Genomic DNA, 24,770 nt, shown 5'->3' with positions numbered 1-24,770 from the left:
GCACGATGAGCATATCTTATCCGGCCAAGGCTTGCCGACGAGGCTGAATGGGCCACGGTGAGGGCCTATGGCGTATGGAGACTTGCCGCACTGCGGACAGGCGAAGATCAAATTGAATAGCGCTAGTAGGGCGGCACCTGCGAGCGAAGTGCACCAACCTACAATGAATGCGCTCCCGCTTCCCAAAAAAGCCGTAGCCGTGCCTATGATGGCGAGCAGCATCGGTAGCCCGAGGACGAACTTGTAAGCGCGGACGCGGACCATCCAGTTAAGCCCCCCCGACGCGCATGATGCTAGACCCAGACACGCCTCAAATGTCGACCCAACGACAGTGGCTCAAGCGCCGAAGAAGAGCAATGCCGCCTATCCACCCTTAGCGGACATTCGGCGCCGCGTTGTTGGAACTGCAGCTAGCGACCCATCTCGGCCCTAAAAATCTTCGGGGTCCTGTCGAAAGGCTGCCGTTCAGAGACCGGCAGAACCTCGATGTTGCGCAACCGTGGCGATCAGGCGGCTCATGTTTTTGCCGCTGGTTGATCGGTCAGAAATCACGAGCGCGCAGCCGTCACTGATCATAATGAACAGCCGCGAACCTACTTTCTTTGCCTCGCGAACTGTGGACCATTTGTAAGTGGTTCGCGCGTCAGGCGTCTCCGCGACCAATCCATCCGGGCTGTAGTCCAAGTAAATTTCTTCGCTTCCCTTTCGGGAGCGCAATGCCGGAGCAATCACGAAAATTAGGAGGATGAAAAACAAGCCGAAGCCGACGGTCTGCGGTTCTCCGAAAGCCAAGCCACCACCGATCATCAACACCCCAATAAATATGAATAGCGTGGCCTTTAATCGGGTGGAGGTAGCGCCGGTCGAGAAAGATATGACCAGCGACGCTGCAATCAGGTCGCCGCGCGTCAACTCGTAAGGTCCTATCTTCTCGAAACTCATGTCAGCGTTACCCCTCGCGCGGTCACAGCGTATGTCCGCTTTCAATCCATCATGTCCAGTAGCGGACCGTCGTAAAGCCACCCGTTGCGGACATTCAGATTGCGGTGGATAAGGCCGGATGCCGTTCGAAGGTGAGGATGAGTTCAGCTGGTTCCTTCGGCTTCTGCCCCTCGGTTTAGCTTTGGGTTTTGGAGCTTTGCTGCTTTTGCGCGCCTCTCCGCCGCCGCCGCCAGCGAACAGCCTGGTCTTCGGCTGCTACGCAAATCCTCATGCTGCAGCCATCCTGCTTAACGCAACGGGCATGCACATCCGTCAGGGGGGCTTCCCGGCGATCGCTTTCCACTTGCAGCGACACAAGACAGGAATAAGTCTGGTAGCCGAGGCTCCGATACGGGCGGATCGCACCGCCCAAGGCTATCAGTTCGCCATCGATCGCCGAGGAATTGGCAGGTTTCTCGACTTTTATCGCGAACAAGACGGCAGAGTTTACGGGGTATTTGACGAGGGCTTGCTGGAGGGCTTTCAGATGCTTGCCACTGATGGCGCTCGGCTGAACTACCAGCCCGCTGATGTTGGAAGATGCGTCGCCGATTGATGTCCGCTTTCGTAGCTGACGGTCTGCTTCCGACCTATTGCGGACGTTCATGGCCCGGGCCAAGCTGCCGGCATGGAAGATGACAAAAGCAGAGACTGGGCCACGGCTCGAGGTGTCTGCTTAATCCTCGTTACGAGCTTCGCAGCTTTTGGTTACGGCAGCAGCGGCTTCTTTAACGGCTCGCCGGTGAACACGGTCCTTGGCATTCTCGTCATCCTCCTGACGCTCGGCGGCGCGTTTGCGCTTCACCGGTTCATCACACGTCACGGAGACGAGATCGGCGAGGCACGCTTCGACACCCGGAACAAGTATGAGGATCAGCCCTAATCACGGACGGCAGAATCTCGCGAATGGAGAGCTTATTGGCCTCCAATAGCGCGTCCGCTTTCGATTAGCGGACGGGGAACACGGACTTTGCGCATAGGCGACGGCAATGTCGGCTAAGGGTGGAAACCAGACTTCAGGCCGCTACTGATATGCTTCATTGCCCGTGAACCCCAGAGGGTAGCCGGATGCGACTGCGGCGTTGACGAGGCAGGACATCGTCTCGTCGTCCAGCTTGCCTTGGGCGACGCTGCCCTTTTCGATCCTGCCGGACGCTTCCTCAAGGGTCGCCATGCCGCCCACGGCCTGAAGCATCCCAGTCGCGGCTGGGCCGCAAAGCCCTTCGAGCGTGTGAACGAAGACGGCTTCGTCGGAGCGCTCGGGATCATACGGGGGGAGCTGCGACAACAAGCCTCGCTTCTCAAGCCAGGCCCGCGCGTCAGCTTGTTCCGCCTCGTGTGAAATGCGCCAATAGAGGCTCTGATATGCTTCAGACAATGGTGCCGGGAATAGGACGTAGTAGTGCGAATTCAGGGAAGCGATCACCGTGCACCGCAATTGCTCGGGCGTGGCAGAACTCACATCTAGGACCTCGACCACCTCCTGCTGGAGGTCATCATCAAATCTCGATTGAACGCTGTTGAAGCCACAATCGGCAACTCGCGCTACCGCCACCTGAGGCTGAACAAGGACTAGGGGACCATCAGACGGAATGCCGGGTGCGAGAGCACCCGCAGCACCGGCCATCAGCATGAGGATGAGGTTCAACATCACCTCGACTTTCACACGCGCCGTCTATGTCTGCAATGGGTCGAAAGCGGACTAGCGCCGCGCCAAGCCGGCGATCGCAGAGTCTCGCACGACGGCGACCCTGTCGTGCCGGCGCCAGGGTTCGAGCCTTCCGCAATGGTGTGGTGGACCAGGCGTCGGGCCGACAGGAGTCGGGCGGAAGGTGCCTTCGTCGCCGAGTCCGGCAGTCGGATCGGTAAGGGAAGTATCCTTGCCGTTCGCGACTGCCGGTCTCCCGTCAGGGGCCTGCGCCTTCCATGCCCTTTCCCGGCTTCGCCGGTTGGCGCTCCTAGAACTTCACGCTGACGCCGGCGGTAAGGCGGCGGTCGGTGAGGCCCTGGAAGCAGAGCAATGCCTTGTTGTTGACGCAATATTGATTGGCGTCCTGGCGCAGCAGGTTGATCCCTTCGATGCCGATATTGATGTTGTCGGTGACGTCGTAATTGACGCTGGCGTTGAGCTGCCCGCGAGCGCCGTTGACCAGCGGCAGGCCGAAGAAGAAGCGCTCCTCGTTCAAATAGCTCGAGCGCCACGTGTAGCGCAGCCGCGCATTCAGCCCGTATTTGTCGTAGAACAAGGTGGTGTTGAACGCATATTTGGAGAGGTTCGCCAGCTCGATCCGGTCCTGTGCGTTGGCGATGCCCAGCTGCGTGAAGATATTCCGCGGCCCGTCGACGGCGCGATATTCCTCAGCCGACCCGCCCGTCCACTGGTAGGTGAAGTTGCCGATGAAGCCGAACCCGGAGGCAAAGCCGAGCACGTCTTCGTAGGCCGAAAGGTCATGCTGGAAAGCGACCTCGATGCCGGTCTGGGTCGTCGTTCCCGGGACGTTGAAGGTCGTGCGCAGCGGCACGCAGATGCCGGTGCCCGGCGTCGGGTTGTTGATGTTGCGGTCGGCGATCGGGTTGAAGATGCCGCCTTGCTCGCACGGCGCCGTGATGTCGATGTTGAGCTGGTTACCGACCAAATTGGGCGCGGGATCCTCCTGGCGATCGGCGAACAGGTTGGTGCGGATCTTGTGGAAGAAGCCGACGCTCACCAGGCTCGACGGCGCGAAATACCATTCGCCGGCGATATCGAACGACCAGACCGCTTCCGGGATCAGGCTCGGATTGCCTGCGACGACGGGGGTGTTGGCCGAGCCGCTGAAGGTGAGCGAGGTCGACAGGTCGTTGAAATCGGGACGGCGGATATCGCGCGCGATGCCGCCGCGGATCAGCACCTTCTCGACCGGCTCGACCACCATGTTGAAGCGCGGCAGCCAGAACTGATAGTTGCTCCGCTTGACGACCTGTCCGGAGACGGCGCCGTTCTCGATATTGTTGCCGACCGACTTGAGGCCGGTGGTGAGCCAGCGGACGCCGGCATTGCCGCGCACGGGGAGGCCGAGTTCTTCGCCGTCGAAATTGGCCTGCAGGTAGACGGCGTGCGTCGTTTCCGCGACCGAGAAGAAGGCAGAAAGCTGGTCGGTCGGCTGGGAGATCAGCGGGATATTGGGGCCGACCGTCTTGGCGGCGTTGCTGGCCGCGATCGCGGCATTGATCGCGTCGAGGACCTTGCCCGGATTCTTGTGGGCGAGGCCGCCGTCGATGATCAGGTAATCAGGGAAGAACAGGGTCCGCCCGTCGGCCGCATCGAAATTGCTGGGGCCGGCCTTGACGATGTCGGCGAACAGATTCGCGCTCGGCCGGTTCCAGGCGCTGGTGGCGCTGGTGAAGTTGGTGCGGCGCAGAACGTCGTTATTCTCCGCCGACGTCTCGTTCCAGCGATAGCCCAGATCGAACGAGGTCACGACCGGATTGAGATCCGAGATGTCGAGCGAGGTGTCGAGCCGGAAGGCCTTTTCCTTATTCTCGCGCGTGTCGAGGCTGTGGTCGATCTGCTGCAGCTTGTAATTGGCCGGATCGAGCAATTGCGCCGAGGTCGGGGTCGACGCCAGGCCCTGTGCGATGCCGAACTGGAGCGTCCCATTGCGCAGGTCGAATTCCAGCGGAACGCCGTTGTCTAGGCTCTGGCCGTAGCGCGGCTGCGTCGAATTGGGATTGATGAAGTCGAGGTTGGTCGAGAAATTGGGGAGGACCGAATCCGAGGTCGACAGCGATCCTTCGGCGCGCGCCTTGAAGCGACCCGATTCCCATTCGGTGCCGAGCGCGAAGACCTGGCTCTTGGTGAGGCGCGCGCCGGTATTGCTCGACGTGCGCAGATTGGGATCGAGCGCGCCGTTGACGTTCGCGCCCGGCCGCAGGACGCCGGCCACGACGGCCTGAACTTCGCCGAGCTTGATCGGGCCGTTGGGGCCCTGGAGCGTGCCGAAATCGACCGTCTCGAAGGCGGTGTTCGTCGTATTGTTGAAGACCGGGACGGCCGACACGCCCGACAATTGCACGCGCGTGCTCTGCTGCGCCCTTTTCTGGTCGTTATGGGTGCCGTCGAAATAGATTTTCAGGTTGTCGGCCGGCTTCCATTCGAGCGAGCCGGTGAAGTTGAGCGTCTCATATTTGTACGCGATCAGCTCCTGGTCGAAGAACTGGATCGGCAGGAACGGGAAGGATTCGGCGCTGGTGATGCCCGAATTGGGCAGGATGAGATTGTCGCGGTCGACGCGCGGCTCGAAGCTGGCGACGTCCTGCCGGGCATAGCTGCCGCTCAAGACGAGGCCGAATTCTCCCGCGCCCGTCGACCAGGCGTTGCCGACCGTGCCGGCGATCCGCGGCCGGGTGCTCTCGGCAAGGTCGCTGCGCTCGCCCTGCACGCGCAGCGCGAACAAAGGCTTGCGCAGATCGAGCGGCCGGATCGTGCGCAGGTTGATGGTGCCGCCGACCGATCCTTCGGTCGTGCGCGCCTCGGGAACCTTGGTGACCTCCACCGAGGCGATCAGCGCGGCGGGCAGATCCTCGAAGCTGATCCCGGAGCGGCCGGCGCCGGAGGATACGGTCGAAACGCCATTGATCTCGGTCCGGTTGGCGTCGGTGCCGCGGATCTGCACGGCGTTGCCGACGCCGGCCTCGCGCGTGATCTGGATGCCGGTGACGTTCTCGAGCACTTCGGCCAGATTCTGGTCGGGCAGCTTGCCGATATCCTCGGCCTGGATGACTTCGACGAGATTGTCCGACGTCCGCTTCTCATTGAGGGCGCTGCGCAGCGAGCTGCGGATGCCGGTGACAAGGATCGCGTCGCCTTCGTCGGCGGTCGCGAGCTGATCGTCGGCGACGCTCGAATCCTGCTCCTGGGCATAAGCCGCAGCGGGCAGAACGAGCGCGGACAGGGCCGCGCCGGCCAGCAAATTCTTCAAAAGACGTGCATTGTTCGCGGCCACGCGGCCGGCATCGACGGACTTCATCCTCTATCCCCCCAGTTATCGTTTTGGTTAGGATAGCGTGCAGTCCAGTTGCGTCAACCTGACTTCGATACCTCTAATCATTATCTGCCCATACCAGTTACGAAATATTGGCAGGCAGAAGTCGTCGGCGCCCCGGCCTAAATCCGCACGACAGCTCCTGAGCACGAACGTTGTGCAGGAAAGCGAGCTTCGAGTGCGCTCGTGCTGCGTTCCCATGCGAACATTGCTCGGCGGCGGCCAACTCCTCGGCTGCTCGGTTTAGGTGCAACTGCACGTAACGAAGTTCTTCCATTTCCCACGTCCCGGTGGGCGGCGGACTCACTTCCGCCAAGGAGGATCGTGCCCAGAGGCAACGGGCGTCACTAACTGCAGGTAAAACGCAGCCAAATTTGCGGCTAACATCAATCAACTAGAGCGTGCACGCTCCAAGCAATCCGCAGGCCGAACCTGTGACGCCTCATTGAAGCATCTCGAGCTTGTCGCTGCCCAAGTGCAGATAGCGGCTTTGAAAATCACCGACTTGAGCCAGCTTCTGCCAGTCGTTGACGGTCACCGCGCGGTTCGATCGCGTGATCAGCCCATCCCGGTCGAGCCCTTTCAGCGTCCGGTTGACGTGGACCGGAGTCAGCCCCGTGCAGTCGCCCAACTGCTCCTGGGTCATCGGCAACTCCCACTCGTTCTGGGTGCCGAGGCCTGCCGCCTCCAGCCGGAGAGAGAACTCGCACAGCAAATGCGCCATCCTCGTTCGCGCATTGCGACGACCAACGTTCGCTATCCACTCCCGGAAGATGGAGCCGTCGACGAGAGTGTCATGCCACATCGCCATTCCGATGGCGGGTCTGGCAAACGCAATCTCGCGAACCGCCTCGCGCGGAATGAACGCCACCTCGCAACGTGTAAGCGCCTGCACATTGTGGTCGGCAACGCCCAGAAGCGAATTCTGAAGATCCACCATGTCTCCGGCCATATGAATGGAGACGATCTGCCGCGCGCCTTCAGCAACGATCTTGTGCCGGTACACGAAGCCCGTGCGCAGGAGGCAGCTATGGGTGGCCACATCCCCGTCGCGAACGATGTAGCCTGCCGGCTCGATCGTCTTGAGCGTGTGGGGAAGTGCGAGCAGCGCCTCCTTGTCGTCAGGCGTGAAGCCCGCCCACAGCTCCAGCTTGCGAAGCAACGACGCGAGCGGGGATTTGTCGGAATGCGGCATATGCTCTCCCTGCGGGCGGGAGCACGAAACTCTCAGTCGCCAGCGGCCAGAATGAGCAAGCGATAGAAAGTCATAGCATAGTTTAGTCGCTTCGGTTCTATCTTATATTTATTCAGCAGCCCCGTTACCGCACTTTGGCCGGCACTTATGCTGCGGGGCCGGTCCCTAGGGAAACACGCATCGTGCCACTGCGTTGTGGCCTTTGCGTCGCTGGCGTCCGGTCTGAAGACCCGGGCGCCGCCGCCGCGCGGAAGGAGCCGGATCATGCCGCTATATTTCTTCGACACGCGCGACAATGACGACTTCATCGAAGATGACATGGGCCTCGATTTTCCAAATCTCGAAGCGGTCAAGGTCGAGGCCGCGCGATCGCTCGCCGAGCTCGCGCGTGACGTGATCCCCGGAAGCGTGAAGCATCGGCTTGCCGTCGAGGTCCGGGATGCGCTCGGCCCGGTCCTGAGAGCGATGATGACGTTCGAGGCGGTTATTCTGAGGACGGCCTAGGACGCCCCGGGCGTCTTCATGGTCGTAAGCGGACACTCGCGTACGCCGCTCTGAAACGCCTGCTTTCCACTCGCCCGTCGTCCAGAAGCAGACAGTCCGCTTTCGGCCAAGTCCCGCACCCCCTGCATCCAATGCCGTGCCGAACCGTTTCTTGTTCTCCACCTGCAACGAGGAGATCAGGAATGGCGGACATCAGCCAGGTCAAAGAGCATATGGAGATCGTCGGCGCCGACGGCGTCCATGTCGGCACGGTCGACAAGGTCGAGGGCAGCCGCATCAAGATGACCAAGCCGGACAGCGGCTCGCACAAGAGCCACCACCATTATATCTCCGAAGGCCTGATCGCCGGCATCGAGGGTAATCGCGTGCGGCTTTCGGCCAATGGCGACAATGCCGTCATGCTCGAAGAGGAGAAGAGCGGCTACGGCCTCGGCGAAGGGCCGATGTTCGATTGGAAGACGATCGGCGTCGGCGCGGCGGCGATCGGCGTCGCGGCTGCGGCCGGAGCGGCTTTGATGTACCGCCGCCACCGCGAGAGCGCCGACGACTGAGCCCGCGCGCCCGGCGCCTGTTACGGCGCGGGCGGCCGCAACGCCGGCGCGGGTTCGACCTTGAGGCAGGCCCCGTCGGCGCCGACGACGCGCACCCGCGCGCCGACTTCGGCGTCGGGGCCGCGCGCAGGCCACACGCTGTCGCCGACTGCGACGCGGCCGCGGCCGTTCTCGATCGCGCCCACCACCACCAAAGTCTCGCCGATCAGGCGCGCGGCGCGGTCGTTGAGCAGGGGATCGGCGCTCTCGACCGGGTGGCGCGCATACCAGCGCCGGCCGACATAGACTGCGGCGAGCGAAAGAAGCGCGAACAAAGCGAACTGGAAGGCAAGCGGGATGCCGAGCAGCAAGGCCGCGAAGCCGGTCAGGGCAGCCGCCGCGGCCAGCCAGATCAGGAACACGCCGGGCATGACCAATTCGGCGATGCCGAGCACCGACGCCGCGGTCAGCCACAGCCAGTGCGGTTCGATGCCGTCAAAATTCACGATGGCGTCCCTTCGAAGGGGCCACGGCGGCGCGGGGCAGTGGGCTCGGCCGGCGCCTCCGCGGCGGACCTGCCGCCGCCGCCGAGCGCGTCCCGCGCAATCTCGCCGATCCCGCCCAATGTGCCGATCAGCTGGGTCGCCTCTACCGGGAACAGGATCGTCTTGGCGTTGGGCGAGGTGGCGAACTGGCTCACCGCCTCGACATATTTCTGGGCGATGAAATAGTTGATCGCCTGGGCGTTGCCGCCGGCGATCGCCTCCGACACCATCTGCGTCGCCTTGGCCTCGGCCTCGGCTTCGCGCTCGCGCGCCTCGGCGTCGCGGAAGGCGGCCTCGCGGCGGCCCTCGGCCTGCAGGATCTGGCCCTGCTTCTGGCCCTCGGCCTTGAGGATCTCGGACGCGCGCAGGCCCTCCGACTCAAGGATGAGGGCGCGCTTCTCGCGCTCGGCCTTCATCTGCCGGCCCATCGCCGACACGATGTCCGTCGGCGGGCGGATGTCCTTGATCTCGACGCGGGTGATCTTGACGCCCCAGCTCTCGGTCGCCTGGTCGACCACGATCAGCAGGCGGGCGTTGATCTCGTCGCGCTTGGACAGGGTCTCGTCGAGGTCCATCGAGCCCATCACGGTGCGCAGGTTGGTGGTCGTGAGCTGCATGATCGCGAGGTAGAGGTCGGACACCTCATAGGCGGCGCGCGCGGCGTCGAGCACCTGGAAGAACACCACCCCGTCGACCGCCACCATCGCGTTGTCCTTGGTGATGATTTCCTGGCCGGGGATGTCGAGGACCTGCTCCATCATGTTCACCTTGCGGCCGACGCGATAGAAGAAGGGCATGTAGAAATTGAAGCCGGGCTTCGCCACGGTCGTGAACCGGCCGAAATATTCTATCGTGTAATGATAACCTTGGCGCACGATCTTGATGCCGGACATCAGGAAAATGATCACCAGCAGCAGCACGAAGAACAAGGCGGTCGCAGCCATCATCAATCTCCCCCGAATGTGGCAGATATCATGTAGACAAGCGGCCCCGCTTCCAAGCAGAATCGAGAATGATGAACCCGACCGAATTGCGGCTGTGCCGCTCGCTCCTCTTCCTGCCCGCCTCCAACCCCCGCGCGATCGAGAAGGCGCGCGGCCTGGACGCCGACGTGATCATCCTCGATCTCGAGGATTCGGTGACGCCGGAGGACAAGGCCACCGCCCGTGACGCCGCGGTCGCCGCGGCCGCGCAGGGCTTCGGCGGGCGCCCGGTCGCGATCCGGGTCAACCCGCGCGGCGCGCCCTGGTACGAGGCCGACGTGGCCGCGGTCGCGGCCAGCCGGGCCGATTATCTGATCCTGCCCAAGGCCCAGTCGGCGGGTCGGGTCGAGGAGGTCGCGCGGATCGGCGGCAAGCCGGTGCTGGCGATGATCGAGACGTCGCTAGGCGTGCTCGCCGCCCACCATATCGCCCGCGAGGCGGCAGGGCTGATCGCCGGCACCAACGACCTCGCCGCCGATCTCGGCATTCCCGCAGGAGCGGGGCGGCGCGGGCTGATGCACGGGCTGCAGACGATCGTCGTCGCCGCCCGCGCCTCGGGCCTCCCGGCGTTCGACGGGGTCTATAACCGGCTCGAAGACGATGCCGGCCTCGCCGAGGAATGCGCGGAAGGCCGCGCCTTCGGCTTCGACGGCAAGTCGATCATCCATCCGAGCCAGATCGACACCGCCAACCGCGTCTTCGGTCCCACGGCGGAAGAGGTGGAAGGCGCCCGGCGCCTGATCGCCGCCGCGAGCGGCGGGGCCGAGCGGTTTGAAGGGCGCATGATCGAATCGATGCATGTCGCCCAGGCCGAAGCCCTGCTCGCCAAAGCCGGGCTTTCGCCGCTCGACTAAGCGGCCGGCGAGCGGCTAGGCTCGGCGCGTGAGCCTGCGTCCGTCCGTCTACACGATCCCGCCCCACCGCGCCTTCGCCGATGCGCTGGCGGCGCGGCTGCTCGCGCGCCACGGGCAGGGGCCGCTCGGGCTGGCGCAGGGCATCGTCCTCGTGCCCAACAACCGTGCCGCCCGCGCGCTGACCGACGCGTTCGTCCGTCGTTCGGACAAGGGTCTGCTGCTGCCGCGGCTCGTCCCGGTCGGCGATCCCGAGCTCGACGAGCGGATCGGCGGCGCGCTCGAGCCGCTGGGGGAGGGCGAGCGCATCCCGCCCGCGATCGACCCGGTCGAGCGGCTGATGCTGCTCGCCCGCCTGGTCCAGCGCCACGGCGACGTCGACGCCGCCGAGGCGCTGCGCCTCGCCCAGCATCTGGCGCGCACGCTCGATCAGTTGCTGATCGAGGAGATCGATCCGGCCCGTCTGCGCGGAATCGCTGCGGACCTGCCCGATCTGTCGATCCACTGGCAGAAGTCGCTCGACCGGCTCGGCCTGATCCTGAACGAATGGCCGGCCTTGCTGAAGGAGCGCGGCCGCATCGACCTGGCCGAGCGCCGCAACCGGTTGCTCGCCGCCGTCGCCAGGCGATGGCAGGCGGAGCCGCCGCGCGGCTTTGTCGCCGCCGTCGGCATCACCACGACGGCACCGGCGGTGGCACGCCTGCTCAAGACCGTGGCGCATCTGGAGCAGGGTATGGTCGTCCTGCCCGCGCTCGACACGGCGATGCCCGACGAGGAATGGGACGCGCTCGGGCCCCACGACCCGGATCCCGTCACCGGCCGTAGACCGCGTGCGATCGAAACCCATCCGCAATTCCAGTTGAAGCTGCTGCTCGACCGCATGGGCGTAAGGCGCGGCGAGGTCGAACGCTGGCGCTGGGGCGGCGGCCGGGATGCGCCGGCAGTGCGCAGCCGCGCTATCGCCCATGCGATGGCGCCGGCCCGTTTCACCGGCAAGTGGCAGGACCTGAAGCCGGCGGAGCGGCGCCTCTCGGGCGTGCGTGCGCTCGAACTGGCCGACCCGGCCGAGGAAGCGCAGGCGATCGCGCTGGCATTGCGCGAGGCGCTCGAGACTCCGGAGCGAACCGCTGCCCTGGTGACGCCCGACCGCAACCTCGCCCGCCGCGTCTCGGCGCATTTGAAGCGCTGGGGCATCGAGGCCGACGATAGCGCCGGCCGCCCGCTCAGCCAGACTCCGCCGGGAACCTTGCTGCTGGCGCTCGCTACCGCCGCCGCCGAATCGTTCGCGCCGGTGTCGCTGCTGGCATTCCTCAAGCATCCGCTGGTGATGAAAGAGGAGGGGCGCCTCGACTGGCTCGAGGGGGTGCGCATGCTCGACCTCGCCCTGCGCGGACCGCGCCCGCCCGCCGGGCTGAAGGGCATTGCCGATTATCTCGCCGATACGAGCGGCCGCGACGGCGAGCTGCGCAGGCGGGCAGGCCTGTGGTGGAAAGGCGCGGGGCGGCGTCTGGATGCGCTCGAAGCGGCCTTCGCCGTCCCGCAGCCGAAGATTGCCGAACTGCTGGGCGCGCTCCGCTCGGCGGCGTCGGACCTCACCCAGGACGCTGTCTGGGCCGGTCCGGCCGGACGGGCGGCCGCGGACCTGTTCGCCAGTGCGGAGCCGGCCGCCGAGCACGGACCGGGCCGGCTCGATCGCGCCAGCCTGGCGCCTCTGCTCCAGCAGTTGATGGACGCCGTCGCCGTGCGCCCGCCTTACGGTCAGCATCCGCGCATCTTCATCTGGGGCCTGCTCGAAGCGCGGCTGCAGCATGCCGATCTGATGATCCTGGCCGGGCTCAACGAAGGGACGTGGCCCGCGCTGCCGACGCCCGATCCGTGGCTCGCCCCGCGCATCCGCGCCGAGCTCGGCCTGCCGGGGCTGGAGCGGCGCATCGGCCTTGCCGCCCACGATTTCGCCACCGCGCTCGGCGGCCGCGAGGTGCTGGTGACCCGCGCCCGCCGCGACGCGCGCGCGCCCGCTATCGCCTCGCGCTTGTGGCTCCGGCTCGAGGCGATGACCGGCGGGCTCACCCGCGAGCCGCGGCTCCGCCGTTGGGCGCAGGCGCTCGACAGGCCGGCCGACTATCGCCCGGCCGCGCAGCCGGCGCCGGTCCCCCCGGCGGACATCCGCCCGCGGTCGATCTCGGTCACCGAAGTCGACCGGCTGAAAGCCGACCCGTTCGCTTTCTATGCGCGCAAGATGCTGCGGCTGCTGGCGCTGGACCCGATCGATGCCGATCCAAGCCCGGCCTGGCGCGGCACCGCCGTTCACGACGTGCTGGAAGCCTGGATGAAGCAGGATGGCTGCGACCCGGACAAGCTGCGTCCGCGGGCGGAAGCCTTCCTCGCCACCGCTTCGGCGCATCCCTTGATGCGGGCTCTGTGGCAGCCGCGGCTGCTCGAGGCGATCGACTGGGTGGCCGAGCAGGTCGCGACCAATCGCGCCGCCGGGCGCGTGCCGCTCGAAGCGGAAATCTGGGGCGCGACCGAAATCGCAGGGGTGAAGCTCGGCGGCAAGGCCGACCGACTCGATCGCGCCGCCGACGGCAGCCTGGTGGTGATCGACTACAAGACCGGAATGCCGCCAGGGCCCAAGGCCGTCGCCGAAGGCTATTCGATGCAATTGGGCCTGCTCGGGCTGATCGCCGAGCGCGGTGGCTTCGAGGGCGTCGAGGGCGTCCCCGCCGGCTTCGAATATTGGTCGCTGGCGAAGAAAGCGGGGAAGCTCGGCTATGTCGCCAGCCCGGTCGGCGGCCGCAACGGTCTCGATCCGGCCGAGTTCACGACCGTGGCCGCGCGCAACTTCATCGGCGCGGCCGAGAAATGGTTGACCGGCGAGGAGCCATTCACCGCCAAGCTCCATCCCGAATATGCGCCCTATGGCGAATATGACCAGCTGATGCGCCTCGACGAATGGTACGGCCGCGAGGGCTGATCCCCGCGGCCGCTTCGCCTTACTGGCTGCCGAATAGCCTGCGCAGGAACACCGTCTCCACCTCGCGGCGCAGGTCGTTATTGTGCTTCTTCAGGAAGCCGTGGCCCTCGTCGGCATAGACGACGTACCAGGCATCCACCCCGTTCTGGCGGATCTTCGCCACCACCTGGTCGCTTTCCGACTTGGGCACGCGCGGATCGTTCGCGCCCTGCATCACCAGGATCGGCTTGGTGATCTTGTGGACGTTGGCGAGCGGGTTGATGCGCTCGAACACGGCCCGCATCTTCGGGTCGCGCTCGTCGCCATATTCGGCGCGGCGGTTGTCGCGACGATATGCTTCGGTGTTGTTCAAGAAGGTGATGAAGTCGCTGATGCCGTAGCGCTCGACGCCGCCGACCAGGCGATCGGCATAATGGGTCATCACCGCCAGCGACATGTAGCCGCCATAGGACTGACCGTAGACGGCGACCTTGTCCTTATCGAGGTCGGGCTGGGCGGCGATCCAGTCGAGCAGGGCGCCGATATCCTTGACGCTGTCCTCGCGCTTGGGGCCGTTGTCGAGGTTGAGATATTTGGTGCCGTACCCGTCGCTGCCGCGGACGTTGGGCAGGATCACGGTCGCGCCGAGCATGTTGGCCATATATTGCGCGCCGGGATTCCAGCCAGGGCGCGTCTGCGATTCCGGGCCGCCGTGAATGTCCATCACCACCGGGGTCTTCGCGCCGGCAGGCACGTTGGTGGGGCGATAGACGAAGGCGGGGACCGAGAGCCCGTCGAAGGACTTGAAGCGGATCAGCTTCGGCTCGGCCAGCGACTTCGTGTCGAGCCCGCCCAGCTCGGACTCGGTCCAGCGGACGAGTTGCCCGCCGGCCACGTCCCAGCTCCAGACGTCGCCGGCCGACGTGGCAGTCGAAAGGCTGACGGCGAGCTTCGACCCGTCCGGCGAGAATTCCAGGCCGGTCAGCACGCCGCGCGGCAGCTGGGGCTGCGGCAGCGCGCGCCGCGTCACGCGGTCCTGCAGCACGACCTTGGAGAAGCCGTCCTCGTTCACCGCATAAGCCAGCACGCGACCGTCGGGGCTGAGCTTGAAGGTCTCGACGTCCCATTTGAGGTCCGGCGCCAGGACGGTGCGCTTGCCGCTGGTGAGGTCGATCTCGACCAGCCGGCGATTGTCGGCATCGGCGTCGGTGATGACGATGATGCCCTTGCCGTCCGGCGTGAAGCGCGCCTCCTCGTAGCGGGCCGGCTTGGCGGTGAAGGCGATCTCGCGCGCCTCGCCGGTGGCGAGATCGAGAAGGGACAGCCGGGTGACGCGGTTGGAGAGGTTGCGGGCGAGGAGGATGCGGCTCTTGTCGGGCGCAATGTCGGCGGCCTGGATCGCGCCCGTGCCCTGATAAGCGAGCTTGCGCGATCCCGGACTGGACGGATCGGCGGTGAAGATGGCGTAATCTGGCGAGCCCTTGATCGCGCGCGACCAGGCCATCAGACTGCCGTCCTTGCTGAACACCGTGCCCTGGTTGCGCGTGCCGGGCTCGGTCAGCGCCACCGGTTCGCCGGTCAGGCCCATGGCGTAGAGTTGGAACCACTCGTCGCCGCCGGTGTCGCGCGTGACGACGAAACGGTCGCTGCCGGGGATCGTCGAGACGCCGCCGACCGGCTCGTCGAAGAAGGTGAGCTGGGTGCGGGCCGCGCCCGGGGCAGCGACGCGGTGGACCTGGTTGGTGGTGCCGAAGCGGGTGGTGATCAGCATCGATCCGTCGGGGAGCCAGTCGCGGAAGGTCGCCTCGCGGTAGTTCTGGTAGCGCTGGACCGCCGCCTTCACCTCGGCGGGAATGGCCGGCACGTTCTCCAGGGTGGCGGTCCCGACCTGGCGGGTCTCGACGGGCGCATTCTGGGCGATCGCCGGCGCGGCGGTGGCGAGGAGCAGGGCAAGCACGGCAGAACGCATCTGGATATTTCCCCGAATCTGGTTGTCGGCAGCGTTTGTGGCATGCGGCCGCGTGGAAGGACAGGGTGCGGGAAACATCAGGCCGGAGTGCATCCCCGTCGATGGAATTGGCGCTTTCGTCGCACGCTGCCGCGTTGGCAGCATAGCGCGCGGCTTCAGCCGCAAGAGCCGCGACCTCGACGAGAGCCCCTCCTAGGCAGAAGATCAACTTGATCGGCACAGATCGGCCGGTCGGGGCACAACGGTCCTAAAAGGGGGAAAATCGATGCGCAAACTGGCTCTTATCGCTGCCGTTTCCATGATCGCGGTTGCCGCGACTCCGGCCATGGCGGCCGACAAATCCTCGGGCCGCAAGGCCCAGGAAAAGGCCCAGGCCGAAATCCCGGTCTGCACCCGCAAGCTCGGCACGATCGCGATCGTCGAACCTGACAATAATTGGTGGCAGAGCCTCGGCCTCGGCAGCCCGGAGGCGGTGATCAAGATGTTCGTCATGAAGTCGGGCTGCTTTAGCCTCGTCGACCGCAACAAGGGCCTGCAGAGCCGCAACATCGAGCGCGCGCTGGCCGACAATGGCGAGCTGCAGGGCGGCTCGAACATCGGCCGCGGCCAGGTCAAGGCCGCCGACTATTTCATCGTCCCCGACATCGTCTCGAAGAACGACCGTTCGGGCGGCAACAATATCGGCGCCGCTCTTGGCGGATTCCTTGGCGGCAGCACGTTCGGCGCGCTCGCCGGCAATATCAGCGTCAACAAGAAGGAGGCCAACGTCCTCCTCACGCTCGTCAACAGCCGCACCACCGAACAGGAGCGGATGACGGAGGGCTATGCCCGCAAGTCCGACTGGAGCTTCGGCGCCGGCGGCGGCGCGGGCTGGTGGGGCGGCTTCGGTGCGGTCGGTGGCGGCGGCTACCAGAATACCGACATCGGCCAGGTGCTCGTCTTGGCCTACCTCGACGCCTACAAGAATCTGGTCACCCAGTTGGGCGGCCTTCCGGCAAACCCCAGCGCGGCCGCTCCGGTCGCGCGCTGAGCCGCGCGGGGTAGGGGGCGGCGCCGAAGGGAGCGGCGCCGTCCCTGCTATTCGGGCTGAAGCAGCCCCTCGATCACATGGTGCTGGACCACCACTTCCAGCGCATCGACCAGCCGATAGGTGAGATGGTCGAGCACGCTCTGCGGGAGCGTCGCCGCATAGTCCCGCGTCACCTGCAGATCGTGATGGTGGGCGTTGGTCGCGTCCGGCGCGTCGACCCCGACGACCAGCACCGGCCGCGCCTGGTCCGAGCGGTTGGCGGTGCCGCGGTGGATGGTGAGCGCCGAGCGCGCTGACATGTCGCCCATCTGCGGCATCTTGCGCACCATCCGCTCGCGATAGCGGGGATAGAGTTCCTTCGGCGGAAACATCGTATCCGGGCACCCGGACAGATCGTCCCACTGCGTCCCTAGCGCGATTTCGAGCGGGCCCATGGCCGGCACGGTGTCGACTGCGGTCAGGTTGAACGCGAGCGAATTGAGCCGCCGCCCACGGGTGGTCGCCTCGGGCGCCGGGAAGTCGCGATGCCAGGGCTGGTCGGCCGCGCCCGGGAAGGGAATGTCGAAGCCGATCTCGACCACCTTATAGTCTGGCCCGAGCACGGTCTGGCATACGGCCACGAACCAGGGGTGGGTGACGATGTCGACGAAGCCGCGCACCCGCTCGGGCTGCACCTCGACGTAGAAACGCTCGGGCCCGCGCGGTAGCGCACCGCCGGGCACCTGCCGCGCTTCGATGAACAGCGCTTCGATATCCTCGCGCATCCGCTCCACCCAGGGGCGTCCGAACGCCCCCTGGAAGGCGATGATTCCGTCGCCGTAGAGGCCGCGCATGATCGCGGCGGGATCGTAGGGATCGGTAGCCTGGTTCACGCAGCCCCCTCGGTTAACCCGTTGGAGGCTAACCGGGATTGCACGTCCGGACTAGCAATGTTGCGTCCAGCCGGGCCGCGCGTCAGCCGTTGCGCTTGGAGCGGTTGGCGTAGAGCAGGGCGGCGACGATGGCCGCCGAGCCGATCCCGAAGGCGACTCCCTTGATCAGGCGGTTCTTCTTGTGCCGACCGTCATCTTCGGAGCCATCGGAAGGATGCGCAGCGGCGTCTTTGCTTTGGGTTTCGGGGCGTAGCATCCGATCTCCCTAACCAGCGCTCCCGGCCGGCGCAACCGGGCGCGGGCTGGGGTCCAGTGCTCCAAGCGGCCGGTCGGAAACCGGAGAATGCCGTGCATTCCGCCGATAAGGAATATTACCGCACGGGGGGAACGGAAGAATTTGACTTTGTGCCCATAATTCCGGCCGGAACCATGGCCGGAAATATCCCTTCTTCGACATTGCCATCCGCACTTCGCAATCTCTGCCTGCAGTTGTTGCCGGCGGCGGCGTTCGTCGGCTTCTTCTGGATTCTGGCGTTGCGCGGCATGGACGGCGCCGGCCTCCTCGCCTGGTTCCATTTCGGATGGGCCGCGGCGCCCGCGCTTGCGGCGGCTTTGTGCCTGTGGGCCGCCCGCCTGTCGTGCGATCGCGACCATGCTGCGTGGCGGTGCTTCGGCGGTGGCTGCATCGCCTGGGCGCTCGGAAGCCTGCTCTTCACCTTTCGGGCGAGCGTCGGCTCTCCTCCCGGCTTTCCGAGCCTGTCGGACGCTTTCTATCTCGGCGCCGCCCTGACGGTCATTGCCGGCATCTATCGCTTCGGCTCGGCGAAGGGCCAGATCGATCGGGTCCAGCTCTGCAATCTCGCACTGGTTCTGTGCTCCACTGGCATCGCGGCGTTCATCGTCACCTTTCCCGATCTCGCCGCGTCGCAATTGACGCCGCTCGGCACATTGGTGGCCTTCCTCGTACCCGCCTTGTGGCTCGGCACCGCCTTGTTCGGCGTGACCTGCATGCTGCTCTACACACAGCCCGCAAAGCGCTCGGTTTTCTCGCTCATCCTGATCGCCATCCTCGGCCAGGCCGTGGCCGATTACGAGTTCGGCCGGGCGTTGATGGCGCGCATGGGCGGCGGGATCGGAATCGCAGACTATCTCTGGGTGGCGAGCCCGCTCCTGGTCGCAACGGCAGCCATCCGGATGATTATCCGCCTCAAGGCGCAAGCCGCTACGGAAACGGCATTCGCGCCACCGCGGCCGCGGGTCTGGCTCGAGGCGTTCGTTCCGACCGCGGCGGTGACAGCGATCCTCGCGGCCGGGGCATTCTCGGGCGTCCTTCATAGCGGCGCCCTGTTCACGCTGTGCCTTCCGATCGGGCTCCTCTTCGCGCTCGTAATCGGCGTCCGCGAACATATGGGGCTGAGCCGGGAGCGCGCACTGCGCATCGCTGCCGAAGAGAATGCCTGCGGCCTTGCGGAGAGCCGCTTCCGCCTCGCGAACGTGCTGGAGAGCACGACGGACAGCGTGATCGTGCTCGATGGTGAGTGGCGGATCACCTACGCGAACGCCAATGCGCACGGCCTGATCGGTCGACCCGATTTGCTCCGCATCGGCGCGCACCTGTGGGACCTGTTCCCCGAGGATGGCTGCTCGCTCGCCCATCATTGTCGTGATGCGATGGAGCGGCAGCGGCCGGTCAGCGTCGAGGACTATCTGGAGCAGCAGGGGAAATGGCTCGAACTGCACGCCCATCCCCGGCCGGATTCGTTGTCGCTCTTCTTCCGCGACATTTCGGAGCGGCGCGAGGCGGCCGAGCGCTTGGCGCATCTGGCGCACCACGACGCGCTGACCGGGCTCGCCAATCGCGTCCGCTTCCAGGCCCGGCTGGACGAATATTGCTCCCGCGCTACGCGTGAATCCTTCGCGGTGATGGGCATCGATCTCGACCTCTTCAAGGAGGTCAATGACATGCACGGTCACGCGGCCGGCGACTCTGTGCTGAGCGAGGTCGCCTCCAGGCTGCAGCGGCGGGTCCAGGCGAACGACTTGGTGGCGCGCACCGGCGGAGACGAGTTCGCGATCATTGGCCTCACCGGCTATGCGGCGGAGGACGCGGCGCTGCTCGCCGAGCACATCGTCGCCGACCTCGCCGCGCCCTATGTGATCGACGGTGCGGTCGTGCGGATCGGGGCGAGCATCGGCATCGCCTGGCGCAATTGCGGCCCTGCCGATGCTGGCGAATTGCTGAAGCATGCGGACCTCGCCCTCTATTCCGCAAAATCGGAAGGGCGCGGGACCTGGTCGCTGTTCGACCCGGAGATGGAGCGCAGCAACCGCGACCGGAAGCGCCTCAAGACGGATCTCGGCGTCGCTCTCGCCAACGGCGAGTTGGAGCTCGTCTACCAGCCGATCATCGCGCTCGACCGGGACGAGGTCTCCGGCTTCGAGACCCTGATGCGCTGGCGCCATCCCGATCGCGGACTCGTCCCGCCCGACGAGTTCATCCCGATCGCCGAGGAAACGGGGCTGATCGTACCGATCGGCGAATGGGCGCTGGAAAAGGCCTGTGCCGAGGCTCGCAACTGGCCCGGCCATCTGCGCCTCGCGGTCAACCTGTCTCCAGCCCAGTTCCACAGCCGCAACCTCGTCGAGCGCGTCGCGGCCATCCTCGACCGGACGGGGCTGGACCCGCTGCGGCTCGAACTGGAGATCACCGAGTCGGTGCTGCTGCGCGACAGCGACGCCAACCTCGCGACGTTGCGCCGGTTGAAGGATATGGGCGTGCGCATCGCGCTCGACGATTTCGGCACCGGCTATTCGTCGCTGAGCTATTTGCACAAATTCCCGTTCGACAAGATCAAGATCGATCGCAGCTTCATCACCGGGCTCGAAGGCCAGGAAGCCTCGCAGGCGATCGTCCGCGCCGTCGCCGGCCTCGGCGTCTCGCTGCACATGGCGATCACCGCCGAGGGCGTCGAGAACCGCCAGCAGCTCGATCAGGTGCGGGGCAGGGGCTGCGACGAGGCGCAGGGCTATTTCTTCAGTGCGGCCGTCCCCGGCGTCCAGATCCCCGAATTGCTCCGGAGCCTCGGCGAGTCGCGGCGCTGGTGGCGACAGCGGCGCGCGGGCTGATCAGCCGACCGGCCTGTCGATCGAGGTCGGCGGCGTTGAGAACCAGCGCGGGCCCTGCGTGGTCATATGGAAGCAATCCTCCAGCCGCACGCCGAACTTGCCGGGGAGGTACAGACCGGGCTCGTTGGAGAAGCACATGCCCGGCGCGAGCTTCGTCTTCTCGCCATGGACCAGATTGACCGGTTCGTGGCCCTCGAGGCCGATGCCGTGCCCGGTGCGGTGCGAGAGGCCCGGGAGCTTGTAGCGCGGCCCATAGCCGAGGCTTTCGTACCAGCCGCGCACGGCGTCGTCGACGCTGCCGGCCGACACGCCGACCTTCGCCGCCTGATAAGCCAGCGCCTGGCCGCGCCGCACCTTATCCCAGACCTTGCGCTGCTCGGCGCTCGCCTCGCCGAACACGAAGGTGCGCGACACGTCCGACTGATAGCCTTCGACATGGCAGCCGCAGTCCATCAGCACGATCTCGCCGTCGCGCACCTGCTGCGGCTTGCCCGATCCGTGCGGGTAGGCGGCCGCCTCTCCGAGCAGGACGAGCGAGAATTCCGGAGTGCCGCCAAGCGCGCTAGTGGTCTCGTCCATCATTCGGCCGATGTCGCGCGGCGTCATGCCCCGCTTGATCCGCGGATGAACGTGGCGGTAGGCGGCGATCGTGATGTCGGTCGCCTTCTGCATCAGCGCGATCTCGGCCGGCGACTTCACCATCCGGCAGGCGCGCACCACCGCGGCCCCCGACTTGATCTTCGCCTGCGGCAGCGCGTGGGCGAGCCCGTCGACGGCGAAGAAGCGCACCGTCTCCTCGACGCCGATCGTGCCCTGGCCGAGCTTGCGGTCGCGCAGCCAGCCGGCGACCAGCGCGAGCGGGTCTTCATCCTCCTGCCATACCCGCACGTCGCCCGGAACGGCCAGGCTCTCGCGGATCGACGGTTCCTCGAAAGCGGGCGTGACGATGCCGATCTCGCCCTCGGCCGGCAGGATCGCTGCGGTGAGCCGCTCGCTGCGCCACCAATGGATGCCGGTGAAATAGACCAGGGAGGCGCCGGGCTCGATCAGCAGCGCCGAGATGCCTTGCTCGCGCATCAGGCGCTGGGCCTTGGCGATCCGCGCCTGGCGCTCGGCAGGCTCGATGGGGACGACATCCGTGGTCATCTTCGTCAGTCCGGTTGGGACCTGGGCCAGCAGGCCGCTGGGGGCGGCTGCGGCGAGCGCGCTAGCGCCGGCCGTCATGCCGATGAAATCGCGTCGGTTCGAAAGGATCGTCATGGGGCCCTTGATCCCCGACGCCGGCCGCTTTGGCAAGGCGCCGATCCCGGCGGAATTCGGCTCGCCCCCGTAGTCGCGCGGTATCGCGAACCGGGCGGGCCTGCCTAAGTCCGCCCGATGACTTCGTCCGCCGACCCGGATCAGCTCCTATCCGCCGTCCTCGACACGGCGCTCGATGCCGTCGTCGTCATGCGCCACGACGGCACCGTCGCCGCTTGGAACAAGCTCGCCGAGCGCACCTTCGGCTGGACCGCGGCCGAAGCCCTGAACCGGCGCATGAGCGAGCTGATCATGCCGGCTTCTGAGCGGCGGCGGCACGATATCGGTCTCGAGCGTTTCCTGAACATCGGCGAAGTTTCGATCCTCGGCCGGCGGGTCGAGCTGACCGCCTTGCGCAAGAGCGGTGAGGAATTCCCGATCGAACTGTCGGTGATGCTCACCAATCGCTTCCACGAGAAGCTGTTTCTCGGCTTCGTCCGCGACATCACCGCGCGCAAGGAAGCCGAGGCCGAAATCGCGCGGCTGCAGTCGGAGCTGATCCATGTCTCCCGGGTCAGCGCCATGGGCACGATGGCAGCGACGCTGGCGCACGAGCTCAACCAGCCGCTCACCGCGATCAGCAATTACCTGTCGGCGTGCGGTACGGCGCTTCGCAAGGGGCCGCTCGACTCCGAAACATTCGGCCCGGTTCTGGACGGCGCCCGCCTGAATGCGATGCGCGCCGGCGAGATCATACGCCGTCTGCGCACGATGACGGTCCGGGGCGAGACACAGCGAACGATCGTTGACGCTGCCGAGGTGATCGACGAGGCGGCCGCGCTCGCGCTCGTGGGCGCCGCAGACCGCGACGTCGAGGCGGTCATCCATCATGCGCCGCGTCTCTGCGTCAGCGCCGATCGCATCCAGCTCGAGCAGGTCATCCTCAATCTGGTCCGCAACGGCATCGAGGCGATGGAGGGAGAGTCGTGCAAGACGCTTCGCATCAGCGGTTCCCGGCATGGCAGCCATATCCGGATCACCGTTAGCGACACGGGCCCCGGCCTCAGCGAAGCCGCACGGGACGCATTGTTCGAGCCGTTCCGGTCGACCAAGGACAGCGGCATGGGCGTCGGCCTGTCGATCTGCCGCACGATCGTCGAGAGCCATGGCGGCCGTATCTGGGCGGAGGACAATGCGGACGGCGGCACCTGCTTCGTCGTCGAGCTCCCGGCCGTGCCGCTCTAGGCGTCGTTTCGGCGCTGCTCGGCCGCGGCGCGCTGCCATGGCCAGCGCCCCTCGATCTCCGCCTCCAGGCTGAAGCTGAGGAAGGTCCGGATCAGCACGATGCCGGCGAGCACGGCGAGGCTGTCGAGGGAAGGCTCGATCGCGACGGTGTTGATGATGTCTGCGGCGACGAGGAACTCCAGTCCCAGCAGGATCGAGCGGCCGAGGTCGGAGCGGAACGCTTCGAAAGCCGCGTCCTTGCCGATGCGCCGCGCCAAATCCCTCAGGAAGAGAAGCAGGGAGGCCGCAGCGCCGACGACGATGATCGCGATTCCGACGACCTCGATGGCGCGGACTGTCCAGCGAATTCCCTCCAGCAACGAGGCTTCCATTCCGGGGCTCCGCACATGAGTTGAGCGGAGAACGAGGCGGGACGGGGATTGTTTCGCCGCCGAATGCGCCGGAGCGACAAGATCATCGCCGGTTCAGCCGCTTTGGGTCTAGAAGAACCCGTGCTCGCCAGTCTCGCCTTGATGTTCGCCGCCGCGACCGCGCCGCCGGCCTTTGTGCTGGTCGCCTTCGCCGGCGACGAGCAGGTCGGCTTCGTCGCGCCCGGCACCATCCGCGTCGAGGGCGATTCGAAACGCTTCGAGACCCTCTGGATCTACACCCCGGCGCAACACGTCGGTCCGCATCTCGTCCGCCGCGCCGTGCGGACCAGTCGCGCCGATTGCGCGCGCGGCACGGTCGGCGAGGAGCAGGCCCGTTTCTACGGCGAAGGCGGACACCTGCTCTTCGCCGAGCCGACGCGTGCTCCGGACATGCGCCCGGTCTTGCCGCGTTCGGCCAGCGAGGACGTGCTCCGCTTCGTCTGCGCAGGCGAGGAACCCTATCCCGACATCAAGGTCAGTCCGGACGTGGCCGCCGCGGCCACGCTCGCCGACGAGATCGCCGCCTTCTACCGCGCCAATCCCACCCGCTGACGCGCCCGTCATCGCCGCGGCGACCTTTCCCGCGGCTGTTCGTTTGGCTGGTGACGGATGGAGGTTTTCGATGGCCAATCAAAAAGGCGAAGACACGGTCAATGCCGGCCCGGCTCCGGAGCGCGAACGGCCCGGGGATCGACCCGATGTCACCGACAATGCCCGCAGGAAGGACGAGGATCCCTCGCCGGACGATCGCGATCGCGGCGAGATATCGAGCGCCGACGCGCCCGACGCCGTGGCGGCACACGACCGCGCGCTTTAGCTTTCGCGGCCCCCGGTCGGGAGAAAGCGCTGGATGACGTCCTTCGCGAGCCGCGACGGCCGCAGCGTGTGCGCGTCGACGCAGCACCAGCTCGAGCGGACCTCGGCCAGCACTTCCTCGCCGCGCTGGATCAGCGTCTGGTAGATGGCCCGGGCGCCCTTGACGCTCTCCAGCACCACGGTCGCCACGACCTCGTCCTGCCGGAAGGCGGGCTTGCGGTAGGTGATCTCGTGCTTGAGCGCGACCCAGAGCTTGCTCGCCACCGCGTCGGACGGCGCCAGGTTGCGCCAGTGGCTGATCACCGCCTCCTGCACCCACGTGAGATAGGTGGCGTTGTTCACGTGCCCCATGAAGTCGATGTCTTCGGCTTTGATCCCGATCGGGAAACGGTAGCGCGCGCTCAGTGCCATGAATCTACATTAGTGTCGGCAGGCCGACTCTTAAAGCGCGTGGGGATCTTTATTTCCGCCGTCAGAGCAATCCCGGGAGCGAGGCT

22 protein-coding genes and 1 pseudogene are annotated in these 24,770 nt (G+C 66.1%); 11 read left to right on the top strand and 12 right to left on the bottom strand.

What is annotated here, in order from left to right:
- Positions 1-465: 465 nt before the first annotated feature.
- The gene (locus SH591_RS01980) at positions 466-942 is read right to left on the bottom strand and encodes a YcxB family protein (RefSeq protein ID WP_324750292.1); all 477 of its coding nucleotides are present in this window, start codon (positions 940-942) and stop codon (positions 466-468) included.
- Between the two features lie 118 nt (positions 943-1,060).
- On the opposite strand from SH591_RS01980, the gene SH591_RS01975 reads away from it, so the two are divergent.
- Both SH591_RS01975 and SH591_RS01970 read left to right on the top strand, forming a co-directional pair.
- Positions 1,061-1,537 carry a hypothetical protein gene (locus tag SH591_RS01975; protein WP_324750291.1) on the top strand — a complete coding sequence of 159 codons (477 nt, stop codon included), beginning with the start codon at positions 1,061-1,063 and terminating at the stop codon, positions 1,535-1,537.
- Positions 1,538-1,609: 72 nt separating this feature from the next.
- Complete coding sequence (locus SH591_RS01970; RefSeq protein WP_324750290.1) at positions 1,610-1,864, top strand: DUF1129 domain-containing protein; 255 nt, start codon at positions 1,610-1,612, stop codon at positions 1,862-1,864.
- 141 nt (positions 1,865-2,005) lie between these two features.
- On the opposite strand, the gene SH591_RS01965 is transcribed toward SH591_RS01970, so the two are convergent.
- From SH591_RS01965 to SH591_RS01955, 3 genes are all read right to left on the bottom strand, one after another.
- On the bottom strand, positions 2,006-2,632 hold the full coding sequence (locus tag SH591_RS01965) for a hypothetical protein (RefSeq protein WP_324750289.1): 627 nt from the start codon (positions 2,630-2,632) through the stop codon (positions 2,006-2,008).
- A 307-nt stretch (positions 2,633-2,939) separates the two neighbouring features.
- Positions 2,940-5,990 carry a TonB-dependent receptor gene (locus tag SH591_RS01960; protein ID WP_324750288.1) on the bottom strand — a complete coding sequence of 1,017 codons (3,051 nt, stop codon included), beginning with the start codon at positions 5,988-5,990 and terminating at the stop codon, positions 2,940-2,942.
- A 457-nt stretch (positions 5,991-6,447) separates the two neighbouring features.
- On the bottom strand, positions 6,448-7,200 hold the full coding sequence (locus SH591_RS01955; RefSeq protein WP_324750287.1) for a Crp/Fnr family transcriptional regulator: 753 nt from the start codon (positions 7,198-7,200) through the stop codon (positions 6,448-6,450).
- A gap of 195 nt (positions 7,201-7,395) precedes the next feature.
- On the opposite strand from SH591_RS01955, the gene SH591_RS01950 reads away from it, so the two are divergent.
- The gene (locus SH591_RS01950; RefSeq protein WP_324750286.1) at positions 7,396-7,704 is read left to right on the top strand and encodes a DUF6894 family protein; all 309 of its coding nucleotides are present in this window, start codon (positions 7,396-7,398) and stop codon (positions 7,702-7,704) included.
- 182 nt (positions 7,705-7,886) lie between these two features.
- Positions 7,887-8,123, top strand: a pseudogene (locus SH591_RS01945) (DUF2171 domain-containing protein); the annotation flags it as partial.
- Between the two features lie 152 nt (positions 8,124-8,275).
- Here SH591_RS01945 and SH591_RS01940 read toward each other — a convergent pair.
- Both SH591_RS01940 and SH591_RS01935 read right to left on the bottom strand, forming a co-directional pair.
- Positions 8,276-8,740: an NfeD family protein gene (locus SH591_RS01940; protein ID WP_324750285.1), complete on the bottom strand. Its 465-nt coding sequence runs from the start codon at positions 8,738-8,740 to the stop codon at positions 8,276-8,278.
- Positions 8,737-9,672, bottom strand: coding sequence for an SPFH domain-containing protein (locus tag SH591_RS01935; protein ID WP_416222319.1), 936 nt, complete (start codon positions 9,670-9,672; stop codon positions 8,737-8,739). The genes SH591_RS01940 and SH591_RS01935 overlap by 4 nt, the downstream gene beginning before the upstream one ends.
- A 119-nt stretch (positions 9,673-9,791) precedes the next feature.
- Between SH591_RS01935 and SH591_RS01930 the strand changes: the two genes are divergently transcribed.
- Both SH591_RS01930 and addB read left to right on the top strand, forming a co-directional pair.
- Complete coding sequence (locus SH591_RS01930; RefSeq protein WP_324750284.1) at positions 9,792-10,616, top strand: HpcH/HpaI aldolase/citrate lyase family protein; 825 nt, start codon at positions 9,792-9,794, stop codon at positions 10,614-10,616.
- 28 nt (positions 10,617-10,644) lie between these two features.
- A complete protein-coding gene (addB, locus tag SH591_RS01925) occupies positions 10,645-13,587 on the top strand; it encodes a double-strand break repair protein AddB (RefSeq protein WP_324750283.1) in 2,943 nt (980 codons plus the stop codon).
- A 19-nt stretch (positions 13,588-13,606) separates the two neighbouring features.
- On the opposite strand, the gene SH591_RS01920 is transcribed toward addB, so the two are convergent.
- Entirely contained in the window at positions 13,607-15,535 is a 1,929-nt protein-coding gene (locus SH591_RS01920) for a S9 family peptidase (protein ID WP_324750282.1), read from the bottom strand.
- Positions 15,536-15,833: 298 nt separating this feature from the next.
- On the opposite strand from SH591_RS01920, the gene SH591_RS01915 reads away from it, so the two are divergent.
- A complete protein-coding gene (locus SH591_RS01915; RefSeq protein WP_416385202.1) occupies positions 15,834-16,565 on the top strand; it encodes a CsgG/HfaB family protein in 732 nt (243 codons plus the stop codon).
- Positions 16,566-16,612: 47 nt separating this feature from the next.
- On the opposite strand, the gene SH591_RS01910 is transcribed toward SH591_RS01915, so the two are convergent.
- A complete protein-coding gene (locus tag SH591_RS01910; RefSeq protein WP_324750280.1) occupies positions 16,613-17,437 on the bottom strand; it encodes a phytanoyl-CoA dioxygenase family protein in 825 nt (274 codons plus the stop codon).
- Positions 17,438-17,519: 82 nt separating this feature from the next.
- The gene (locus SH591_RS01905; RefSeq protein WP_324750279.1) at positions 17,520-17,693 is read right to left on the bottom strand and encodes a hypothetical protein; all 174 of its coding nucleotides are present in this window, start codon (positions 17,691-17,693) and stop codon (positions 17,520-17,522) included.
- Positions 17,694-17,893: 200 nt separating this feature from the next.
- Here SH591_RS01905 and SH591_RS01900 point away from each other — a divergent pair, with 200 nt between their 5' ends.
- Positions 17,894-20,563, top strand: coding sequence for a putative bifunctional diguanylate cyclase/phosphodiesterase (locus SH591_RS01900; protein WP_324750278.1), 2,670 nt, complete (start codon positions 17,894-17,896; stop codon positions 20,561-20,563).
- On the opposite strand, the gene SH591_RS01895 is transcribed toward SH591_RS01900, so the two are convergent.
- Complete coding sequence (locus SH591_RS01895; protein ID WP_324750277.1) at positions 20,564-21,823, bottom strand: M24 family metallopeptidase; 1,260 nt, start codon at positions 21,821-21,823, stop codon at positions 20,564-20,566.
- A gap of 117 nt (positions 21,824-21,940) precedes the next feature.
- Here SH591_RS01895 and SH591_RS01890 point away from each other — a divergent pair, with 117 nt between their 5' ends.
- Positions 21,941-23,047 carry a PAS domain-containing sensor histidine kinase gene (locus SH591_RS01890; protein ID WP_324750276.1) on the top strand — a complete coding sequence of 369 codons (1,107 nt, stop codon included), beginning with the start codon at positions 21,941-21,943 and terminating at the stop codon, positions 23,045-23,047.
- Here the strand turns inward: SH591_RS01890 and SH591_RS01885 are convergent.
- Positions 23,044-23,418 carry a DUF1622 domain-containing protein gene (locus SH591_RS01885; RefSeq protein WP_322830547.1) on the bottom strand — a complete coding sequence of 125 codons (375 nt, stop codon included), beginning with the start codon at positions 23,416-23,418 and terminating at the stop codon, positions 23,044-23,046. The genes SH591_RS01890 and SH591_RS01885 overlap by 4 nt on opposite strands.
- A 63-nt stretch (positions 23,419-23,481) precedes the next feature.
- Between SH591_RS01885 and SH591_RS01880 the strand changes: the two genes are divergently transcribed.
- Both SH591_RS01880 and SH591_RS01875 read left to right on the top strand, forming a co-directional pair.
- Positions 23,482-24,009, top strand: a complete 528-nt coding sequence (locus SH591_RS01880; protein WP_324750275.1) for a surface-adhesin E family protein — start codon at positions 23,482-23,484, stop codon at positions 24,007-24,009.
- Positions 24,010-24,079: 70 nt separating this feature from the next.
- Positions 24,080-24,274 carry a hypothetical protein gene (locus tag SH591_RS01875; protein WP_324750274.1) on the top strand — a complete coding sequence of 65 codons (195 nt, stop codon included), beginning with the start codon at positions 24,080-24,082 and terminating at the stop codon, positions 24,272-24,274.
- On the opposite strand, the gene SH591_RS01870 is transcribed toward SH591_RS01875, so the two are convergent.
- Positions 24,271-24,684, bottom strand: a complete 414-nt coding sequence (locus SH591_RS01870) for an acyl-CoA thioesterase (protein ID WP_324750273.1) — start codon at positions 24,682-24,684, stop codon at positions 24,271-24,273. The two genes, SH591_RS01875 and SH591_RS01870, sit on opposite strands and share 4 nt — an antisense overlap.
- Positions 24,685-24,770 lie beyond the last annotated feature (86 nt).

Source organism: Sphingomonas sp. LY54 (genome assembly GCF_035594035.1).
Taxonomy (GTDB): Bacteria; Pseudomonadota; Alphaproteobacteria; order Sphingomonadales; family Sphingomonadaceae; genus Allosphingosinicella.
The sequence above is the reverse complement of the archived record's forward strand: the minus strand, read 5'-3'. Positions and strand labels throughout refer to the sequence as shown.

What these genes read in the sequence shown, in the direction of transcription:
- SH591_RS01980 (WP_324750292.1), bottom strand. Translation starts at nt 942, where the DNA reads ATGAGTTTCGAGAAGATAGGACCTTACGAGTTGACGCGCGGCGACCTG.
- SH591_RS01975 (WP_324750291.1), top strand. Translation starts at nt 1,061, where the DNA reads ATGCCGTTCGAAGGTGAGGATGAGTTCAGCTGGTTCCTTCGGCTTCTG.
- SH591_RS01970 (WP_324750290.1), top strand. Translation starts at nt 1,610, where the DNA reads ATGGAAGATGACAAAAGCAGAGACTGGGCCACGGCTCGAGGTGTCTGC.
- SH591_RS01965 (WP_324750289.1), bottom strand. Translation starts at nt 2,632, where the DNA reads ATGTTGAACCTCATCCTCATGCTGATGGCCGGTGCTGCGGGTGCTCTC.
- SH591_RS01960 (WP_324750288.1), bottom strand. Translation starts at nt 5,990, where the DNA reads ATGAAGTCCGTCGATGCCGGCCGCGTGGCCGCGAACAATGCACGTCTT.
- SH591_RS01955 (WP_324750287.1), bottom strand. Translation starts at nt 7,200, where the DNA reads ATGCCGCATTCCGACAAATCCCCGCTCGCGTCGTTGCTTCGCAAGCTG.
- SH591_RS01935 (WP_416222319.1), bottom strand. Translation starts at nt 9,672, where the DNA reads ATGTCCGGCATCAAGATCGTGCGCCAAGGTTATCATTACACGATAGAA.
- SH591_RS01930 (WP_324750284.1), top strand. Translation starts at nt 9,792, where the DNA reads ATGATGAACCCGACCGAATTGCGGCTGTGCCGCTCGCTCCTCTTCCTG.
- SH591_RS01920 (WP_324750282.1), bottom strand. Translation starts at nt 15,535, where the DNA reads ATGCGTTCTGCCGTGCTTGCCCTGCTCCTCGCCACCGCCGCGCCGGCG.
- SH591_RS01915 (WP_416385202.1), top strand. Translation starts at nt 15,834, where the DNA reads ATGATCGCGGTTGCCGCGACTCCGGCCATGGCGGCCGACAAATCCTCG.
- SH591_RS01905 (WP_324750279.1), bottom strand. Translation starts at nt 17,693, where the DNA reads ATGCTACGCCCCGAAACCCAAAGCAAAGACGCCGCTGCGCATCCTTCC.
- SH591_RS01895 (WP_324750277.1), bottom strand. Translation starts at nt 21,823, where the DNA reads ATGACGATCCTTTCGAACCGACGCGATTTCATCGGCATGACGGCCGGC.
- SH591_RS01890 (WP_324750276.1), top strand. Translation starts at nt 21,941, where the DNA reads ATGACTTCGTCCGCCGACCCGGATCAGCTCCTATCCGCCGTCCTCGAC.
- SH591_RS01885 (WP_322830547.1), bottom strand. Translation starts at nt 23,418, where the DNA reads ATGGAAGCCTCGTTGCTGGAGGGAATTCGCTGGACAGTCCGCGCCATC.
- SH591_RS01880 (WP_324750275.1), top strand. Translation starts at nt 23,482, where the DNA reads ATGCGCCGGAGCGACAAGATCATCGCCGGTTCAGCCGCTTTGGGTCTA.
- SH591_RS01875 (WP_324750274.1), top strand. Translation starts at nt 24,080, where the DNA reads ATGGCCAATCAAAAAGGCGAAGACACGGTCAATGCCGGCCCGGCTCCG.
- SH591_RS01870 (WP_324750273.1), bottom strand. Translation starts at nt 24,684, where the DNA reads ATGGCACTGAGCGCGCGCTACCGTTTCCCGATCGGGATCAAAGCCGAA.